The organism is Microbacterium sp. F01 (genome assembly GCF_056156365.1).
On the sequence record NZ_CM149592.1, the window covers coordinates 2413296 to 2430243 of the forward strand.

The window sequence follows — 16948 nt, forward strand, 5'->3', positions numbered from 1 at the left end:
CGCCCTCGCTGTCGAGGACATGACCGCCGAGCGCGTGCTCGCCGGCGACGACGGCCGCCAACCCGCCCGCTCGCGCTTCGCCATGGAGCGCGTCAACTGGCCGGGCACCATCCTGCTCGCCCTCTGCACGCTCACCGTGCTGGTGCCGCTCTACGTCACGGTCACGATGGCATTCAAGACGCAGTCACAGGCGGTCGACGGCAACGCCTTCACCTGGCCGACGCCGTGGAGCATCGAGGGATTCGTCGCCGCGTGGGAGCTGACGAACTTCCCGCGGGCGTTCACGGTCTCGCTGCTGATCACTGTCTTCACGGTGGCCGGCACGATCGTGCTGGCGGCGCTCGCCGCCTTCGCGATCTCGCGCAACTGGGACCGCAAGCTCTTCCGCTACTCGTTCTACTACCTGCTCGCGGCGCTGTTCCTGCCGTTCCCGGTCGTGGCACTGCCGCAGATCCAGCTGACGGGCTTGACCGGACTCGACAACCCGGGTGGTGTGATCATCCTGAAGATCATGTTCCAGCTGAGCTTCAGCATCCTGCTCTTCACGGCTTTTCTCCGCTCGATCCCGCACGAGCTCGAAGAGAGCGCGCGGATCGACGGCGCCAGCACCAACCAGACCTTCTGGCGGCTCATCTTCCCGCTGCTTGCACCGATGAGCGCGACGGTCGGGATCTTCGCCTTCCTGGCCTCGTGGAACGACTTCATGATGCCGTCGCTGATCATCTCCGACCCCGCGCTGCAGACGCTGCCGGTGGTGCAGAACATCTTCCAGACGCAGTTCAGCAACAACTACAACGTGTCGTTCGCCTCATACCTCATGGCGATGGCACCGGCCATCATCGTCTACCTCTTCACCCAGCGATGGGTCGTGGCAGGCGTCACCCAGGGAGCCGTGAAGGGCTGAGGCCGCGGCATCCCGTCCCCCACCGAGAACAAACCCACTCAGAAAGGAAACCCGTCCCCGTGACGACTGTGCATTCCGCACCCCTGACCGCAAAGCTGAATGACCTCGAGACGCCCGAATGGTGGCGTCAGGCCGTCGTGTACCAGGTGTACCCGCGAAGCTTCGCGGACGCCGACGGCGACGGCATCGGCGACATCCGAGGCGTCACCTCGCGTGTGCCGTACCTGAAAGAGCTTGGGATCGACGCGGTATGGCTGAGCCCCTTCTATCCGTCGGAGCTGGCCGACGGCGGCTATGACGTGGCGGACTACCGTGACGTCGACCCGCGGCTCGGTACGCTCGACGACTTCGACGAGATGCTCACGGCGCTGCACGGCGCGGGCATCAAGGTGGTCGTCGACATCGTGCCCAACCATACGTCGGATCAGCACGGGTGGTTCCAGGAGGCGCTGGCGGCCGGCCGCGGCTCAGCGGCTCGTGCGCGGTACATCTTCCGCGACGGCACCGGACCGGACGGCTCGGAGCCGCCCGCGGACTGGGTGTCGGTGTTCGGCGGATCGGCCTGGGAGCGCGTGGCCGACGGGCAGTGGTACTTCCACAACTTCGCGGTGGAGCAGCCGGACCTCGACTGGTCGAACCCCGAGGTGCGCGGAGACTTCGTCAAGACGCTGCGCTTCTGGTCGGACCGAGGCGTCGACGGCTTCCGCATCGACGTCGCGCACATGCTCACGAAGGACTTCGTCGACCCCCTCCCCTCGCAGGCCGAGCTCGACGCCATGCCCAGTGATGGGAACCACCCGATGATCGACCGCGACGACGTGCACGAGGTGTACGCGGAGTGGCGCGAGGTGTTCGACTCGTACGACCCGCCGCGCACGGCCGTCGCCGAAGCGTGGGTCGAGCCGTCGCGCATCCCGCTGTACGCGCGCGCCGAGAGCCTGGGGCAGGCCTTCAACTTCGACCTGCTCGAGGCAGACTTCGACGCTGCGCAATTCCGCCGCATCGTCGGCGCGAACCTCGCGCTCGCCGAGAAGTCAGGCTCGTCCACGACCTGGGTGCTGTCGAACCATGACGTGGTACGCCACGCCACGCGCTACGGCCTGCCCGACGCCGAGCGCGACGAGAGGGGACGACCGACGCGCAAGCACGGCAACGAGTGGCTGCTGTCGGGCGGCACCGAGCCAGAGCTCGATGTGGCGCGCGGACTCCGCCGCGCGCGGGCTGCGACGCTCTTCGTACTGGGGCTGCCGGGCTCGGCGTACGTCTACCAGGGCGAGGAGCTGGGCCTGCACGAAGTGGCGGTGATCCCCGACGCCGAGCGCCAGGACCCGACCTTCTTCCGCAGCCCCGGTGAGGACATCGGACGGGACGGATGCCGCGTTCCCCTGCCGTGGTCGGACTCGGGATCTTCGTTCGGCTTCGGTGACGGCGGCGCGCATCTGCCGCAGCCCGCGTGGTTCGCCGAGTACGCGGTGTCGGCGGCGGAGGGCGACCCCGCGTCGACGCTGTCGCTCTACCGCCAGGCGCTGGCGCTGCGGCACGAGCTGCAGACGGGCGAATCGCTGGAGTGGATCGACACCGGCCGCGACGACGTGCTGGCGTTCCGGCGCCCGAGTGGGTGGACCGTGATCACGAACTTCGGGACAGAGCCGTTCGATCTGCCGGCTGGCTCGCAGGTGTCGCTGTCGAGCGGACCGGTCGACCAGCGCATCCTGCACGGCGAGACCACGGTATGGATCGCCAAGGCCTGACGACGCGGCCATAACGGAAAAAGCCCCGGTCCTCGCGATTTCTCGCGGGGACCGGGGCTTCCACGTGGTGACAACGGCTGTGGAGATGGGGGGAATCGAACCCCCGTCCATCGCTGGGATACTGCGGATTCTCCGGGCGCAGTCTGTGCGAGCGTTCTCATCGGCTCCGACCTTTGTCACAGACACCTAAGTCGACGAGCCCATCCTGAAAAGAGTCCCGCGTGACGCTCAGGCGACGTCACGCAGCAAGATCCCTAGATGACGCCAATACCCGTGACGGGATCAGTCACGGATTGACGGACTCGGGCTCGCTGCTCAGGCAGCGAGGGCGAAGTCGGACTGCTTCTTTTCGGCAGTTATTGGTTTGCAGGGAGCGTTCACGAGATAACCCTGCATCCTCGGCCCGCTTCTCGCAGATTCACAGGCGATGTCGAAACCGATCATCCCCGTGGCCTCTCTCGAGGTGTCCTTCTCGCGAAGGGCCGCTGTCACACTGTGGAGTTGCCAAGACTCGGCCGCCGAAGCATCCGAGCACATCAGGATACAACGGATGCCGCGTCCCCGCCATTCCCGGCGGGCACGGCCGGGGCGCAGCATCCGTTGCCTAGCATGTAAGGGTGACCTCACCTCGTGCCGCGCGCCCGCAGACCACCCTGTTCGTGACCGGGAGCACGTGGCTCTCGCCCGACCTCGTGCGGGTGACGCTGGCGGGCGACGAGTTCGCCGACTTCGCCGACCGACCCGAGACCGACAAGTACGCCAAGCTTTACTTCCCGCCGGCCGGCAGCACGCTCGAGCCGCCGTACGACCTCGCGACGCTCCGCGAGACGCTCCCGTTCGACGAACTGCCGACGATCCGCACCTATACGATCCGGCGAGTGGACGCGGCCGCGGGCACGATCGACATCGACTTCGTGGTGCACGGCGACACGGGTGTCGCGGGCCCCTGGGCCGCGAACGCCAAGCCCGGCGATCGGCTCACCTTGTCGTCGCCCGGAGCCGGATACTCTCCCGACCTCACCGCGGACCACCACGTGCTGATCGGCGACGAGTCGGCGATCCCGGCGATCTGGTCCGCGCTCGAGGCGCTGCCCGCGAGGACTCCGGTCACGACGATCATCGAGACGCGCTCCGCGGCGCACCGTGTGGAAGTGCCGTCGGGCGCGGTCGTGCAGTGGGTCGACGAGGACCACGACGCTCCCGGGGCGCGACTCGTGTCGACGGTGGATGCTGCGGCCTGGCCGGCCGGCCGCGTGCAGGTGTTCGCGCACGGTGAGCGCGGCGCGATGAAGGCCCTTCGACCGCTGCTGCTCGCGCGCGGCGTCACGCGGGCCGACCTGTCGCTGTCGGCGTACTGGGCGTACGGACGCACCGAGGATGCGTTCCAGGCCGAGAAGCGTCTCCCGGTCGGGCAGATCTTCCCGGATTGACGCACGGGTGACGGGTTAGGGTCTGAGCATGAGCGACGTCGTCATCACCGTCCGCGGGGAGCACGAGACCCGCATCGCCCCTGAGCGGGCGATCGCGCACCTGACTATCCGGGCAGAAGGACCCGAGCGCGGCGCCGTCGTCGAGCGCATGGCGGCGCTCACCGAGCCGGTACGCGCCGACCTCGCCTCGCGGAAGTCGGCGGGCACCGTCACCGAGTGGACGAGCCAGCGCGTGTCGGTGTGGTCGGAGCGCCCGTGGAACAACGAGGGCAAGCGTCTCGCGCCCGTGCATTACGCCACGGTCGACTTCTCGGTCACGTTCACCGACTTCGCGGTGCTGTCGTGGTGGGCGGGTGAGATCGCCGAGCGCGAGGGTGTACAGCTGGGCTGGATCGAGTGGAAGCTCACCCCCGAGACGAAAGCTTCCGTGGAGCGGGACGTCGCGACCCAGGCCGTCGGGGTGGCCGTCGCCCGCGCGACCGCCTACGCCGGCGCGCTGGGCCTGGCGCACGTCACCGCCGTCGAGCTCGCCGACGTGGGGTTGCTGACTCAGCCGAGCGTCCCCGAGATGGCGCCTGCCCCGCGCATGCTGATGGCGAAGGCATCGTTCGCCTCGGACTCCGGCGGCGGCCCCGCTGTGCAGCTGCAGCCGGAGGACATCGTGATCTCGGCCGCCGTCGAGGCCCGGTTCGCCGCCCGATGAGTGGTCCGGTCACGGCCGCGGGCGCGGCCTCCCTCCCCTCTGCCCGCGACGGCATCGCCGAGCGGCTCTCCCGCATGATTCAGCTGCCCACCGTCTCGGCCGAGCGCGCCGAGCGCGGGCAGGGTCCGTTCGATGCCTTCGCCGACCTTCTGGTCGAGCTCTACCCTCTCGTCCACGCGCGCCTCGAACGCGAGCGCATCGGCGAGCTGGGGATCCTGTACCGGTGGCGTGGGCGCGAAGCCGCGCAGCCCACGGTGCTGATGGCGCATTTCGATGTCGTGCCCGTCGACGAGAGCGACGCGTGGACCCACCCGCCGTTCGAGGGGCGCATCGAGGGCGGCTGGGTGTACGGCCGCGGTGCGCTCGACGACAAGGGACCGCTCGTCGTGGTGATGGACGCCGTCGAGAACCTCCTCGCGACGGGCTTCACACCCGCCCGCGACGTGTACCTGTCGTTCGGCGGCGACGAGGAGACCTTCGGCGGAGCGGCGCGCATCATCGCCGAGACGCTCAAGGAGCGCGGCGTCGAGCCGTGGCTCGTGCTCGACGAAGGCGGCGCGGTCGTCGACGCGCCACTCCCCTTCGTCCGCGGAAGCGCGGCGATGGTCGGCGTCGGCGAGAAGGGCGTGCTGACGCTCCGCCTCAGCGCTCGTGGCGCGGGAGGGCACGCGTCGGCTCCCCCGGCGCGTACCGCCGTCCGGCGCATCGCGCGCGCGGTCGAGCGGCTGTCGCCCGAGGCCTTCCGCGCTCGCACACCGGCAGCGGTCACGCGCATGCTCGAGCTGTTCGCGACGCGGGCCGACGGCATACCTCGCGCTCTGTATCGTCTGCTCTCGTCGGCGCCGTGGCTCACCGCGCGCGTCTTCACGCTGATGGGCGGCGAACCGGCGGCGCTCGTTCGCACGACCGTCGCGGCCACCATGCAGTCCGGTGGCACGGCCGCGAACGTCCTGCCCTCGCAGGCGTCGGCGACCCTCAACCTGCGCATCGCGCTGGGCGAGTCGGTCGAGAGCACCGTGACGCGCGTCCGCAAACGGGTCGCCGACCGGCACGTGAAGATGGAGGTGCTCGAGGGCGACGGGCCGTCGCCGGAATCGTCGACCGAGAACGCGCAGTTCGCCGCCATCGCCGACGCCGTGAAGGCGTCGCATCCCGACGCGGCGACCGTGCCCTACGTGATGATGGCGGCCACCGACTCGCGGCACTTCCACCGCTTCTCGCCTGCGGTCTACCGTTTCGCACCGCTCGCGATGAGCAAGGCGCAGCGCGCGTCGATCCACGGCGTCGACGAGCGTGTCGAGATCGCGGAGCTCGAGAGGGGCGAGCTGTTCCATCGCACCCTGCTGCAGCGCTTAGAGTGATTCGCGGCCGACCTTGAGCATGCTCAGCGGCGGGGCGAAGCAGTGACCGGGTCTGGGGCCCGAGCGAAGGAGCACCGATGACGCGCAGCGCCGTGTCCTCACGCGTCACGATCGGCGCGCTCGCGGGAGTCGTCGGCTTCCTCGCGTTCGTCGAGTTCACGAGCGGTGTGATCCAGGGCTTCTACACGCCCATGCTCACCGACATCGCCCGCCACCTGGGCGTGCACGACGCCGACGTCAACTGGCTCGAGGGCACGCAGCTCATGCTGTCGGCGCTCGTCGTCCCGGCGTTCGCGAAACTCGGCGACATGGTCGGGCACAAGCGGATGCTGGTGATCTCGACCGCGATCACCGCTGCGGCATCGCTCGTCCTGCCGTTCACCGACTCGTTCGGGATCTTCCTGGCGGCGTGGGCGATCCAGGGCTTCTACGTGGTGTGGCTGCCGCTCGAGATCGCCCTCATCTGGTCGCGGTCACGGCGCATGGAAGGCAGGGCGACGATCACCGCGCGCGCGGCCGGCTTCCTCGTGGCGGCGCTCGAGACCGGAGCCATCGCCGGCGCGCTCGTCGGCGGCATGCTGATCGACAGCCTGCCGCTGTGGATCGTGCTGCTCGTGCCGGCGCTGCTCGTGGTCGCGTGCTTCTTCGTCATCCTCTTCGGCGTGAAGGAGTCGCCCGATCCCACCGGCGGTCGCCTCGACAATGTCGGCCTCGTGCTCATCTCGCTCGCGCTCGTCGCCTTCACCGGCGGCCTGAGCCTCCTGCGACTGAACGGACCCGTCGACCTGACCGCCTGGCTCGTCACCCTGCTCGGCGTGCTGCTCGTCGTGCCGTTCGTGCTGTGGGAGCTCCGCCACGACGACCCCCTCATCGACGTGCGCATGTTCCGCTCGCCCGCCCTCGGCCCGGTCTTCCTCACCGCAGGCCTGTTCGGCGTGAGCGTGCTCGGCGCGCAGGCGCCGCTGTCGACCTTCGCCCGCACCGACCCGTCGGTGTACGGCTACGGTCTGGGTACGACCGGCTTCCAGACCTCGCTCATCATCGGCGTCTACCTCATCGCGATGATCACGGGCGCCCTGCTGTTCCCGCTGATCGCGCGACTCACGGCACCGCGACTCACGCTCATCGGCGCGGCGACGCTCGTCGGCATCGGATTCCTCATGTTCCTGCCGTTCCACGACACGTACACGCAGATCATCGTGAACATGGTGGTCGTCGGCCTGGGCTCCGGAGCACTGGTCGCGGCACTGCCCGCGGCGGCAGCATCCGCCGCTCCTCCCACCCAGACGGGTGTCGCCACCGGCCTCACGAACTCCGTGAAGACCGTCGGCGGCGCGATCGCGTCGTGCGTCTTCGGCATCGCGCTGCTGCACGGGGCGACGGGCGCCGCAGCGGAGGGCACGGCGGGATCGTTCTCGGGCTACGTCACCGTGTGGGTGGTGTGCGGTGTGACGGCGCTCGCCGCCGCGGTGCTGCTGTTCTTCGTCCCGAAGACGGCGTTCAGCGACCGTGCCGAGCATGACGCCGCGGCACCTGCCTCGATCTGAGACTCCCTGCGGACTACTCGCCGAGGCGGTTGCGGGACCGCATCGCACGCTCGGCTTCGCGCTCGTCTTCGCGCTCGCGGATCGTCTGACGCTTCTCGAACTCGCGCTTGCCCTTCGCGACGGCGATCTCGACCTTGGCGCGACCGTCCGAGAAGTAGAGCTTCAGCGGGATCAGCGTGTAGCCGCCCGCCGAGATGGCGTGCGAGAGCTTGACGATCTCCTCCTTGTGGAGGAGCAGCTTGCGCGTGCGCTTCGACGAGTGGTTCGTCCAGTGGCCCTGCGAGTACTCCGGGATGTGCACCGCGTCGAGGTACGCCTCGCCGTTGTCGATGTACGCGTAGCCGTCCGAGAGATTCGCGCGGCCTTCGCGCAGCGACTTCACCTCGGTGCCGGTCAGCACGAGGCCGGCCTCGTACGTCTTCTCGATCGCGTACTCGTGGCGCGCGCGACGATTGGTCGCCACGACCTTCTCCCCGCGTTCCCTGGGCATGATGTCTCCTCGCTGATGCCGACCTGCTGGCCCCTGAGCCTGTGAAGGGGCGGACGGCAGCCTGTCAGTCTACCCCTGCGGCGGGGCCGACCATCACGCGCGCAGCCATCTCCGGATCGCGAAGCTCGCCGACAGGGCAGCGAGGACCACCCCGACGAGGATCAGGACGGGCACCACGATCCACGCATCGGCCATGCCGACCCAGGTGGTGACGAAGTCGACCCGGTTGCGCAGATAGTTGTTGACGCCGAAGTGCACGCCCGCGATCACGGCCGCGCTGGCGAGGATCGATCCGAGCAGCGCCGCGATCACGCCCTCCAGGATGAACGGCGTCTGGATGAACCGGTTTGATGCCCCGACCAGGCGCATGATCCCGAGCTCCCGCCTTCGCGCGAAGGCCGAGAGACGGATCGTGGTCGCGATCAGCAGCACCGCGGCGATGAGCATCAGCACCGCGATCCCGACGGCGATGTACGTGGCGATCGTGAGCGCCGAGAACAGCGGGTCGAGGTACTGCATCTGGTCTTTGACCAGCTCGACCCCCTGCAGGCCGCTGAACGCCTCGATGATGACGTCGGACTGCTCGGGGTCGACCAAAGTGATGCGGAACGTCTCGTTCACCTGCTCAGGCGTGATCACGCTCGCGTTCTCCTCGCCGGCGATCTGCAGAAGCTCGTCGTAGGCTGCCTGATGGTCGAGGAACGTCAGATCCCGGATGAGCGGCGCGAGCGCACTGCCTTCGAGCTTGGCGCGCACCTCCTCGACCTGCTCCGGCGACGCCTCACCGTTCGAGCACGTCGCCGGCGTCGAGATGCTCGTGCACATGTACACGGCGACCTGCGCACGCTCGACCCAGAAGTCGCGCATCGTGCCGATCTGCATCTGCATCAAGATCGCGGCGCCGACGAACGTGAGCGACACGAACGTGACGAGCACCACCGACACGACCATCGAGACGTTGCGCCGGAGGCCGGTGAAGGCCTCCGACATGATGAGTCCGAACCTCATGAGGTGGGCCCCACTTCGTCGTCGCGATTCGCGTCATCCAGCCCGAGGCGATCTGCGAGACCGAGTTCCTCGACCTGCAGCTCGACGGCATCGACGAGCGGAATCGGCTGCGTGTGCGCCGGCTTCGCAGGAACGGATGCCTCTGGTGCGACTTCGGCGACGGGCTCCTCGAGCGCCTGTGCGAGCCCCTCCGCCTGCTGTGCTTCCGCGGCGGTGACGGCGACCGCCGCCGCCGCAGCGGCCGCAGCAGCGGCGACACCGGCGGAAGGGGACGCGGCATCCGTCTCCACGCCGACGAGTTCGTCGTCGTCCTCCACGGCTGTCGGGTCGAGGCCCGCGGCGGCCGCGATGGCGGCCTCGCGCTGCACCTCGAGCACGGCGGTGAGGGCGGCGACCGCGGCGGCACCACGCTCCGGCTCGGGCGCCAGGCTCGGCAGGCTCGACCGATCGCCGTAGCCGCCGTGTCGCTCGTCGCGGATGATCTCGCCGTGGCGCAGCTCGATGACGCGACGCTGCATCTGGTCGACGAAGCCGGCCTCGTGCGTGGCCATCACCACGGTGGTGCCGCCGGCATTGATGCGCGCGAGCAGCTGCATGATGTCGATGGATGTCGCGGGGTCGAGGTTTCCGGTCGGCTCATCGGCGAGCAGGATCTGGGGCCGGTTCACGAGCGCGCGGGCGATCGCGACGCGCTGCTGCTCACCGCCCGACAGCTCGTGCGGGAATCTCTTCTCCTTGCCGGCGAGGCCGACGAGGGCGAGCACCTCAGGGACCGCCTGCTGGATGAATCCGCGCGACGACCCGATGACCTGCAGCGTGAACGCGACGTTCTGGAACACGGTCTTCGTCGGCAGCAGCCGGAAGTCCTGGAACACCGCGCCGACGTGCCGACGGAAATACGGCACCTTGCGGTTCGACAGCGTGCGCAGGTCGCGGCCGAGGACGACGACTCGCCCTTCGGACGGCGTCTCCTCGCGGAGGATCAGGCGCAGGCAGGAGGACTTGCCGGATCCCGACGCGCCGACGAGGAAGACGAACTCCCCGCGCAGCACCTCGAAATCGACATCGCTCAGGGCGGGTTTGGAAGTGCCGCGAAAGCGCTTCGTGACGTTCTCGAACCGGATCATGGCCTAACGAGCCTATGCGGAGGCCCCGGGCGTCGGTCCAGCGACACTCAACGTTTGCGCATCGGTTCGCCGGGTGCGCGGCGCGATGCGGGCGATCAGGGCGCGGCCACCCGGCGTACGACCTTGCGGCTCTGGTCGAGGACCTCTTCAGGATGCGTGACGTGCACGGCGTGCTCGGCGGCGGGCCAGCTCACGAGGGGAGCGTCGATCGCGGTGGCGAGCCGCGCATGAGCGCGCTGGATCCGGTTGCTCGGCTTGCGGTCGGCGGTCACCACCACGGCAGGGACCCGCGGGATGGCGGCCAGATCGAGTTCGCGCGCCGCGTCCTCCAGACCGGCGACGGCGCGACCGAGCTGGGGCGCATCGAGCGCCGTCATCTTGAGCATCGCCGCGCGTGCATCGGGGTCCATCCGGTGGCGGTCGGCTGTTCTTTCGGCGCCGCGGCGCAGGGAGCGGCGAAGGATGTCGCGAACCACCGGCACGCGAAACAGCGCCACCGTCACCCGTGCACTCCTGGCGACCGTCGCGGCAAGCTTCTCGTCAGTGATCGGCGTGGGATCGAGCAGCACCAAGCCGGCGATGTCGTCGGGATACTCGGCGGCGAGCATGAGCGCGACCGCACCGCCCAGGCTCTGTCCGATCGCGACGACGGGGCCCGCACCGGCTTCCTCGATCGCGGCGTGGAGCGCGGCAGTGGACGCGCCGAGTCCACCGGTCTCCTTCGACGCGCCGTTTCCGGGCCTGTCGAAGAGGATGATGCGGCATCCGGGATCGGCGAGAAGACCCTCCACGAGACCGGGGAAGAAGCCGTCCACCGCCTCGGCGCCGCCCGGGAGCAGCAGAACCGCGGGACCGGAATCGCCTACGACCTCGACCATCCCGCGATCCTAACGCGGTCCGATCATCGGCCGTCGCGGCGCGGCATCCGTGTCAGTCGTCGTCCTTGCGCTTGCGCCAGCGGATGCCCGCCGAGATGAAGCCGTCGAGGTCGCCGTCGAAGACGATCGCCGGGTTGCCCACCTCATGGCCGGTGCGGAGGTCTTTGACCAGCTGCTGGCCGTAGAGGAAGTACGAGCGCATCTGGTCGCCCCAGCTCGCGGTGATCGTGCCCGCGAGCTCCTTCTTCTTCGCCGCCTCTTCCTCGCGCTTGAGCAGGAGCAGGCGGGTCTGCAGCACGCGCATAGCCGCGGCGCGGTTCTGGATCTGCGACTTCTCGTTCTGCATCGACACGACGATGCCGGTCGGGATGTGCGTGAGGCGCACGGCGGAGTCCGTCGTGTTGACGGACTGGCCGCCCGGCCCCGACGAGCGGAAGACGTCGACGCGAAGGTCGTTCTCCGGGATGTCGACCTCGACGGCCTCTTCCATCACCGGGATGACCTCGACCGCGGCGAACGAAGTCTGGCGCTTGTCGGCCGAGCCGAACGGGCTGATGCGCGCGAGGCGGTGCGTGCCGGCCTCGACCGAAAGCGTGCCGTAGGCGTAGGGAGCGTCGATCTCGAACGTCGCCGACTTGATGCCGGCGCCCTCCGCGTAGGAGGTGTCCATGACCTTCACCTGGTACTTGTGACGCTCGGCCCAGCGCAGGTACATGCGCAGCAGCATCTCGGCGAAGTCGGTGGCGTCGTCACCGCCCGCGCCCGAACGGATCGTGACGACCGCGGAGCGCTCGTCGTACTCGCCGTCGAGGAGCGTCTGCACCTCGAGCTGGCTGACGATGTCCTCGAGCTCCGCGATCTCGTGACGCGCCTCCTCGGCGGAGTCCTCGTCGTCCATCTCGTTGGCGAGCTCGACGAGCACATCGAGATCGTCGAGGCGCTGCTCGACGTCGGTGATGCGCTTGAGCTCGGCCTGTCGGTGGCTGAGGGCGCTGGTGACCTTCTGCGCCTTCTCGACGTCATCCCAGAGATTGGGAGCGCCGGCTTCCTCACTGAGGCGGGCGATGTCGGCGTTGAGTGCCTCGACGTCGACCACGGCCTTGATGTCGGCGAACGTGGAACGCAGGGCCTGGATATCGGCGGAGGGATCGAAGTCGAGCATGACACTCCAGACTAACGTGGAAGCGATGACCGATCACGCCGACTCCCCCACCGCTCGTGACGTGCTGTGGCGGTTCGGGCCGATGGTCTACGGCCCCACCGTGCTGTTCGCGCTCGGCGAGGGCGCGGTCATCCCGCTGATCCCCGTGATCGCCGCACAGCTCGGGGCGGATGTCGCCACCGCCGCTCTGGTCGCCTCGGCGCTCGTCGTCGGGCAGCTCTGCGGCAACATCCCCGCCGGCTGGGCGGTCGCCCGCATCGGCGAGCGCCTGACCATGGCGATCGCAGGCGTCATCTCACTCGGTGGCGTGGTGGGCATGGCCCTCGCGCCCTCGCTCGGCATCTTCGCGATCGCGGTCTTCCTCATCGGCTTCTGCGCCGCGGCCTTCGGCCTGGCCCGCCACTCGTTCATGACGACCCGGGTGCCGGTGTCGTTCCGCGCCCGCGCACTGTCACTGCTGGGCGGCACGTTCCGCCTCGGGATGTTCATCGGACCGTTCGTCGCGGCGGGCCTCCTCGCACTGTTCGGCGACGAACATGCCACGATCTGGTTCTTCGGCGGATGCCTCGTGGCCACTGTTCTTCTCGTCCTCCTCGGTCCCGACCCGGAGCGGCAGTTCTTCGCGCCGACCCCCGCCGGTCTGCGCGAGGACGCCGTCGACACGGAGGACACCGGCGAGCCGGTCACCGGGTCGATTCCGGTGCATCGCACGCGCCCGCCGACGGAGGGCTCGGGCCCGGGCGCGGGCGTCATCCGCACGATGTGGCGGCACCGCCGCGTGCTGTCGACGCTCGGCCTGGCCGCAGCATCCCTCTCGTCCGTCCGCTCTGCCCGCCAGGTCGTGCTGCCGCTGTGGGGCGTGTCGATCGGCCTCGACGCGCAGACGATCGCGCTCGTCGTGGGCATCTCGGGGGCGATCGACTTCGCCCTCTTCTACGCCAGCGGCCAGGTGATGGACCGATTCGGGCGACTGTGGGCCGCCCTTCCGGCCATGATCCTGATGGGAGCGGGATTCGTCGCGCTCGCGTTCACCCACGATCTCCCGCAGGCGGCGATGTGGTTCGCGATGTTCGCCGCCGTGCTGGGCGTCGGCAACGGCCTGTCGAGCGGCATCCTCCTCACCCTCGGCGCCGACGTCGCGCCCAAGGCCGACCCGGCGCCGTTCCTCGGATCGTGGCGCACGCTCACCGACGCCGGCGGGGCGGTCGCACCCTTGCTGGTGTCGGGCATCGCCGCCCTCGCGTCCCTTTCCGTCGCGACGGGCATCATGGGCGCGATCGGACTCGTCGGCGCGTTCGCCTTCGTGCGGTGGGTCCCGCGCTACGTGCCGCGGACCCGCCCATGACCGAGATCGTGCAGTTCTGCCGCAGTCGCAACGACGGGCGGCGCTGCACCCGACCGCTCGGGCACGCCGGTCTGCACCGCCACCGCACGATCATGTGGACGGATGCCGGCGCAGATCCCGCGCATTGCCCCGGGTCGGCCCAGCCGGGCGAGCCCGCTGCGAGGCTCGCCGACGGCTTCCCCGGCGGCCGCGCGCTGTGCCCGGTGTGCCTGCGCTTCATCGCACTGGACGACGGCAGGCTGCCGGCTCATGACACGTCGGACGCGCAGGAGACGGATGCTGAGACCCAGCGTCGCCGCGAATGGTTCAACGCTTTCGGCTGGTAGTCGACGCCTCAGACCCAGTTGCGCCGCACGGCCTCCGCTCCCAGCTGCATGCGGGTCGTCACGCCGGCCGTCTCCATCAGTTCGGCGACACGCCGTTGGACGGTGCGCAATGAGATGCCGAGCTGCGCGGCGGCCGCAGCATCCGTCACTCCCAGAAGAAGCAGTCGGAGCAGATCGCCGTCCACGTCGTCGGCGGTCGGCACGGCGGCGATCGGCAGGAACTCTGTGGCCGTGGTCGATGGCGACGGGTACATCTTCGCGGTGTCGCGCGCGTGAGTCAGGGCCGGGTTCGAGATCCGGCGAGAGAACGGATGCGGACGCGTCGATGCGTTCGTATGACATCGGTGGGACACTCCAGGACTGGAGGTCGCCGCCGGGTCAATACGTGCGGGCGACCTCGCGAGAGGGGATCAGGTGGCGAGGCGCAACAAAGACGGCCATCGTTCTTCCTCCCTCCGGTCCGAGGTGCGGCGCGTGAGCCGGCACCGACTGCGCGCAACTCTAGCCGACGCGCGCGGTGCGCGTCACCCGAGGTGATCTGCGCAAGCGTGGGCGGCAGCATCCGTCGCCGTGATCCCTGCGGCGATCGATCGCCGCCGCGTGTTCGTGGACATAGTGCTCCCCTTTTCCCGGGCCTCCGCGGGGCTTAGGCTATGAACCGCGTGGGGACGCGACCATCGGGTGGATGCGTACCGGGGTGTGGGGATACTCCCTAGGTCGTGGTTTCAGCGGGAGGGCGCGCGATTCGGGGAGGAATCGTGAGCACGGATGAGGCATACGCTCTGGTGGTCGCCGGCGACCACGTCAGAGCCGATTACGTGACGCTGCTGCGGCGTCTGGGGTTGCGGTCGATGGCATTCGCGAGAGCGACGGATGCTGCGGCCGCACTGAACGGCGTCGCGCCGGACGTCGCGATCCTCGAGGTGGAGGACGGCGGGTGCAGCTTCCTCCGAGAGTTGCGGGATCGATACGGACCCGACATGCCCGCGGTGCTCGTGTCGGCGGATCGCACGACACCCGCCGATGTCGTCGCCGGACTGCTCGTCGGCGCCGACGACTACGCCGCGGAGTCGATGGACACCGAGGAGTTCCTCGCCCGCGTGCGGCGGCTCATCGAGCGCACGCGCCCATCTCGCGGCGCGACCGCCGACCTCCGGCGACTCTCGTCGCTGACCCCGCGCGAACGGCAGGTGCTCTCGCTCACGACGGAGGGGATGACCCAGAAACAGGTCGCAGCCGACATGGGCATCAGCATCAAAACCGTCGGCGCCCACATGCAGAACCTGCTCGGCAAGCTCGGCGTGCACTCGCGGATGGAGGCGGTGGCGCTCGCCGCGCGCGCCGCGGCCACCGAGGCCTGACGCCCGCCCGTCAGCGCAGCGCGGTGCGACTCGTCGCGGTGGACTCGAGGGCGACGCCCTCGGGAACGAACACCGTGACGATGGGCGGATGCCACTGGCCCGCGACCGTCACCCGCGCAGAGACACCGTCGGGGGTCGACGCCGCAACGAGACGCGCGTCGGGACCGACGGCGCCCATCATGGCCTCCGCCTCCCGGCGCACGCCCGCATCGGTGAGCGTCGCGACGGGCTCACCGCCGACCACCGTCAGGTCGAAGCCGTCCGCGGCCGCCAGGGCCGCGGCATCCGCGACCGCATCGAGCTGCTTCTGGGCGAGATACAAGCTCGTCGCGGCGGTGCAGACCATGATCACGGCGATCGCGAGGACGGCGTATCCGAGGGTGAGGATGAGGACGCTCCCCTCGTCGTCCGCCTCGCGAGCCTCGATGCGCGCGGCGAGCACGCGACGCACGCGCGCGATCACCGTTCGCTCCAGAACCGCGAGACCTTGTGCGCGGCCGACGCCTCGATCGGGATCGCGGCGATGCGGTCGAGTCCGAGCACCGGCGGCACGAGCGGCAGCGTGACTATCGTGCGAACGCTCACCTGGAGGGTTGCACCTGCCCGCGGACACGCGGCGCCCGATGGCGTGCACTCGATGGACAGGTCGACGTCCTCGAGTCCGTACTCCTCCGCAACGGACGCCAGCACGGCGTCCGCCCGGGCGCGCGCGTCGTCGACGTCGCTCGCCGTCGACACGGCACGTGCGACGTGGCGCGCCGCGGCCTCGGCACCGAGGCTCTGCCCCTGGACGAGGCCGAGTGCGACGATCAGGTAGACGAGAGGAACCAGGAGGAGCAGGCCGACGAGGATGAACTCGAGCGCCGCTGAGCCGCGGTCGTCGCCGAGCGGGTCCGCGTGCGGAGTGTCAGTCGAACGATTCGACGGGTGCATGCGCCGTCACCTCCAGCCCGCGGGGTGCGCCGAGCAGACCCACCAGCGGCAGCGTCGCGTGAACGCGCACTTCGACCGTCTGCTGGCCGAGCGCCGCTGTCTCGTGCACGGTGACGTCAGTCGCATACTCGGCGCCAATCGTGCGGCCGACGATGTCACGCGTGCGCTGAGCGCCGTCGGCGAGCGTGGTATCGGCGAGGGCCGCGTGGTAGGCCCCCTCGACGGCGGCGTCGTGGACGACGTTGCGGACGTACACCGCGAGCCCGAATTGGAGCACGCCCAGGGCCAGGACGGTGAGCAGTGCGCCGACGAGGACGAACTCGACCGGGCTCGCGCCGGCGTCGTCGCGGAGGTCCGCCGCGAGTCGGGCGCGCACGCCCGACGTCGCGCGGGCCAGGACGACGCGCACGGCGTCAGAGTCCGGAGACGCGGCTGATCGCCTGCTCGAACAGGTCGGCGAGGGCGGGGCCGGCCATCGCCCAGATCACGACCACCAACCCCGCGGTCATGAGGGTGATGAGGACCCACCCCGGCACGTCGCCCCGCTCGTCGTCGGCGAGGTCGCTCGCCGCAGCGTGAAGTCGAGCCGTGAGGCGCAGCATCCGTGCTTTCATCATTTTCT

Annotated in this window: 19 protein-coding genes and 1 other RNA gene; 9 read left to right on the top strand and 11 right to left on the bottom strand. The window is 69.5% G+C overall.

Translation table 11 applies throughout. The features are described from left to right. The first annotated feature begins 19 nt into the window (after positions 1-19). Together ACVN90_RS11065 and ACVN90_RS11070 are read left to right on the top strand one after the other, a co-directional pair. Positions 20-904 carry a carbohydrate ABC transporter permease gene (locus ACVN90_RS11065; RefSeq protein ID WP_475102102.1) on the top strand — a complete coding sequence of 295 codons (885 nt, stop codon included), beginning with the start codon at positions 20-22 and terminating at the stop codon, positions 902-904. Positions 905-963: 59 nt separating this feature from the next. Beyond that, positions 964-2655, top strand: coding sequence for a glycoside hydrolase family 13 protein (locus ACVN90_RS11070; protein ID WP_475098317.1), 1692 nt, complete (start codon positions 964-966; stop codon positions 2653-2655). A gap of 77 nt (positions 2656-2732) precedes the next feature. Here ACVN90_RS11070 and ssrA read toward each other — a convergent pair. Then, positions 2733-3103, bottom strand: a transfer-messenger RNA (tmRNA) gene (gene ssrA, locus ACVN90_RS11075). A 169-nt stretch (positions 3104-3272) separates the two neighbouring features. Between ssrA and ACVN90_RS11080 the strand changes: the two genes are divergently transcribed. The 4 genes from ACVN90_RS11080 to ACVN90_RS11095 all read left to right on the top strand — a co-directional run bounded on the left by ACVN90_RS11080 (position 3273) and on the right by ACVN90_RS11095 (position 7696). Further along, complete coding sequence (locus tag ACVN90_RS11080; RefSeq protein WP_475098318.1) at positions 3273-4085, top strand: siderophore-interacting protein; 813 nt, start codon at positions 3273-3275, stop codon at positions 4083-4085. 28 nt (positions 4086-4113) lie between these two features. Beyond that, positions 4114-4788: an SIMPL domain-containing protein gene (locus tag ACVN90_RS11085; RefSeq protein WP_475098319.1), complete on the top strand. Its 675-nt coding sequence runs from the start codon at positions 4114-4116 to the stop codon at positions 4786-4788. After that, the gene (locus ACVN90_RS11090; protein WP_475098320.1) at positions 4785-6149 is read left to right on the top strand and encodes a M20/M25/M40 family metallo-hydrolase; all 1365 of its coding nucleotides are present in this window, start codon (positions 4785-4787) and stop codon (positions 6147-6149) included. The genes ACVN90_RS11085 and ACVN90_RS11090 overlap by 4 nt, the downstream gene beginning before the upstream one ends. 77 nt (positions 6150-6226) lie before the next feature. Continuing rightward, complete coding sequence (locus ACVN90_RS11095; RefSeq protein WP_475098321.1) at positions 6227-7696, top strand: MFS transporter; 1470 nt, start codon at positions 6227-6229, stop codon at positions 7694-7696. A 13-nt stretch (positions 7697-7709) separates the two neighbouring features. On the opposite strand, the gene smpB is transcribed toward ACVN90_RS11095, so the two are convergent. The 5 genes from smpB to prfB form a co-directional block, all read right to left on the bottom strand. Next, entirely contained in the window at positions 7710-8186 is a 477-nt protein-coding gene (gene smpB, locus ACVN90_RS11100) for an SsrA-binding protein SmpB (RefSeq protein WP_475098322.1), read from the bottom strand. Positions 8187-8279: 93 nt separating this feature from the next. Beyond that, positions 8280-9194 carry a permease-like cell division protein FtsX gene (gene ftsX, locus ACVN90_RS11105; protein ID WP_475098323.1) on the bottom strand — a complete coding sequence of 305 codons (915 nt, stop codon included), beginning with the start codon at positions 9192-9194 and terminating at the stop codon, positions 8280-8282. Continuing rightward, positions 9191-10321 carry a cell division ATP-binding protein FtsE gene (ftsE, locus tag ACVN90_RS11110; protein WP_475098324.1) on the bottom strand — a complete coding sequence of 377 codons (1131 nt, stop codon included), beginning with the start codon at positions 10319-10321 and terminating at the stop codon, positions 9191-9193. Before ftsE ends, ftsX begins: the two co-directional genes overlap by 4 nt. A gap of 95 nt (positions 10322-10416) precedes the next feature. After that, the gene (locus ACVN90_RS11115) at positions 10417-11199 is read right to left on the bottom strand and encodes an alpha/beta fold hydrolase (protein ID WP_475098325.1); all 783 of its coding nucleotides are present in this window, start codon (positions 11197-11199) and stop codon (positions 10417-10419) included. Between the two features lie 52 nt (positions 11200-11251). Continuing rightward, complete coding sequence (prfB, locus tag ACVN90_RS11120; protein WP_475098326.1) at positions 11252-12361, bottom strand: peptide chain release factor 2; 1110 nt, start codon at positions 12359-12361, stop codon at positions 11252-11254. A 25-nt stretch (positions 12362-12386) separates the two neighbouring features. Between prfB and ACVN90_RS11125 the strand changes: the two genes are divergently transcribed. Together ACVN90_RS11125 and ACVN90_RS11130 are read left to right on the top strand one after the other, a co-directional pair. Next, positions 12387-13706, top strand: a complete 1320-nt coding sequence (locus ACVN90_RS11125; protein WP_475098327.1) for an MFS transporter — start codon at positions 12387-12389, stop codon at positions 13704-13706. Beyond that, complete coding sequence (locus ACVN90_RS11130; protein WP_475098328.1) at positions 13703-14032, top strand: hypothetical protein; 330 nt, start codon at positions 13703-13705, stop codon at positions 14030-14032. The genes ACVN90_RS11125 and ACVN90_RS11130 overlap by 4 nt, the downstream gene beginning before the upstream one ends. A gap of 8 nt (positions 14033-14040) precedes the next feature. Here the strand turns inward: ACVN90_RS11130 and ACVN90_RS11135 are convergent, their stop codons facing one another. Further along, positions 14041-14286, bottom strand: coding sequence for a hypothetical protein (locus ACVN90_RS11135; RefSeq protein ID WP_475098329.1), 246 nt, complete (start codon positions 14284-14286; stop codon positions 14041-14043). A gap of 504 nt (positions 14287-14790) precedes the next feature. On the opposite strand from ACVN90_RS11135, the gene ACVN90_RS11140 reads away from it, so the two are divergent. Continuing rightward, the gene (locus ACVN90_RS11140) at positions 14791-15393 is read left to right on the top strand and encodes a LuxR C-terminal-related transcriptional regulator (protein WP_475098330.1); all 603 of its coding nucleotides are present in this window, start codon (positions 14791-14793) and stop codon (positions 15391-15393) included. Between the two features lie 10 nt (positions 15394-15403). On the opposite strand, the gene ACVN90_RS11145 is transcribed toward ACVN90_RS11140, so the two are convergent. The 4 genes from ACVN90_RS11145 to ACVN90_RS11160 are packed head-to-tail and all read right to left on the bottom strand — an operon-like array spanning position 15404 to position 16928. Beyond that, positions 15404-15856 carry a pilus assembly protein TadG-related protein gene (locus ACVN90_RS11145; RefSeq protein WP_475098331.1) on the bottom strand — a complete coding sequence of 151 codons (453 nt, stop codon included), beginning with the start codon at positions 15854-15856 and terminating at the stop codon, positions 15404-15406. Further along, positions 15853-16326 (bottom strand): TadE family protein, encoded by a 474-nt coding sequence (locus tag ACVN90_RS11150; protein WP_475098332.1) that lies wholly within the window; start codon positions 16324-16326, stop codon positions 15853-15855. The genes ACVN90_RS11145 and ACVN90_RS11150 overlap by 4 nt, the downstream gene beginning before the upstream one ends. After that, positions 16301-16735 carry a TadE/TadG family type IV pilus assembly protein gene (locus tag ACVN90_RS11155; RefSeq protein ID WP_475098333.1) on the bottom strand — a complete coding sequence of 145 codons (435 nt, stop codon included), beginning with the start codon at positions 16733-16735 and terminating at the stop codon, positions 16301-16303. Before ACVN90_RS11155 ends, ACVN90_RS11150 begins: the two co-directional genes overlap by 26 nt. A gap of 4 nt (positions 16736-16739) precedes the next feature. Continuing rightward, complete coding sequence (locus tag ACVN90_RS11160) at positions 16740-16928, bottom strand: hypothetical protein (RefSeq protein WP_475102103.1); 189 nt, start codon at positions 16926-16928, stop codon at positions 16740-16742. Between the last annotated feature and the right edge of the window lie 20 nt (positions 16929-16948).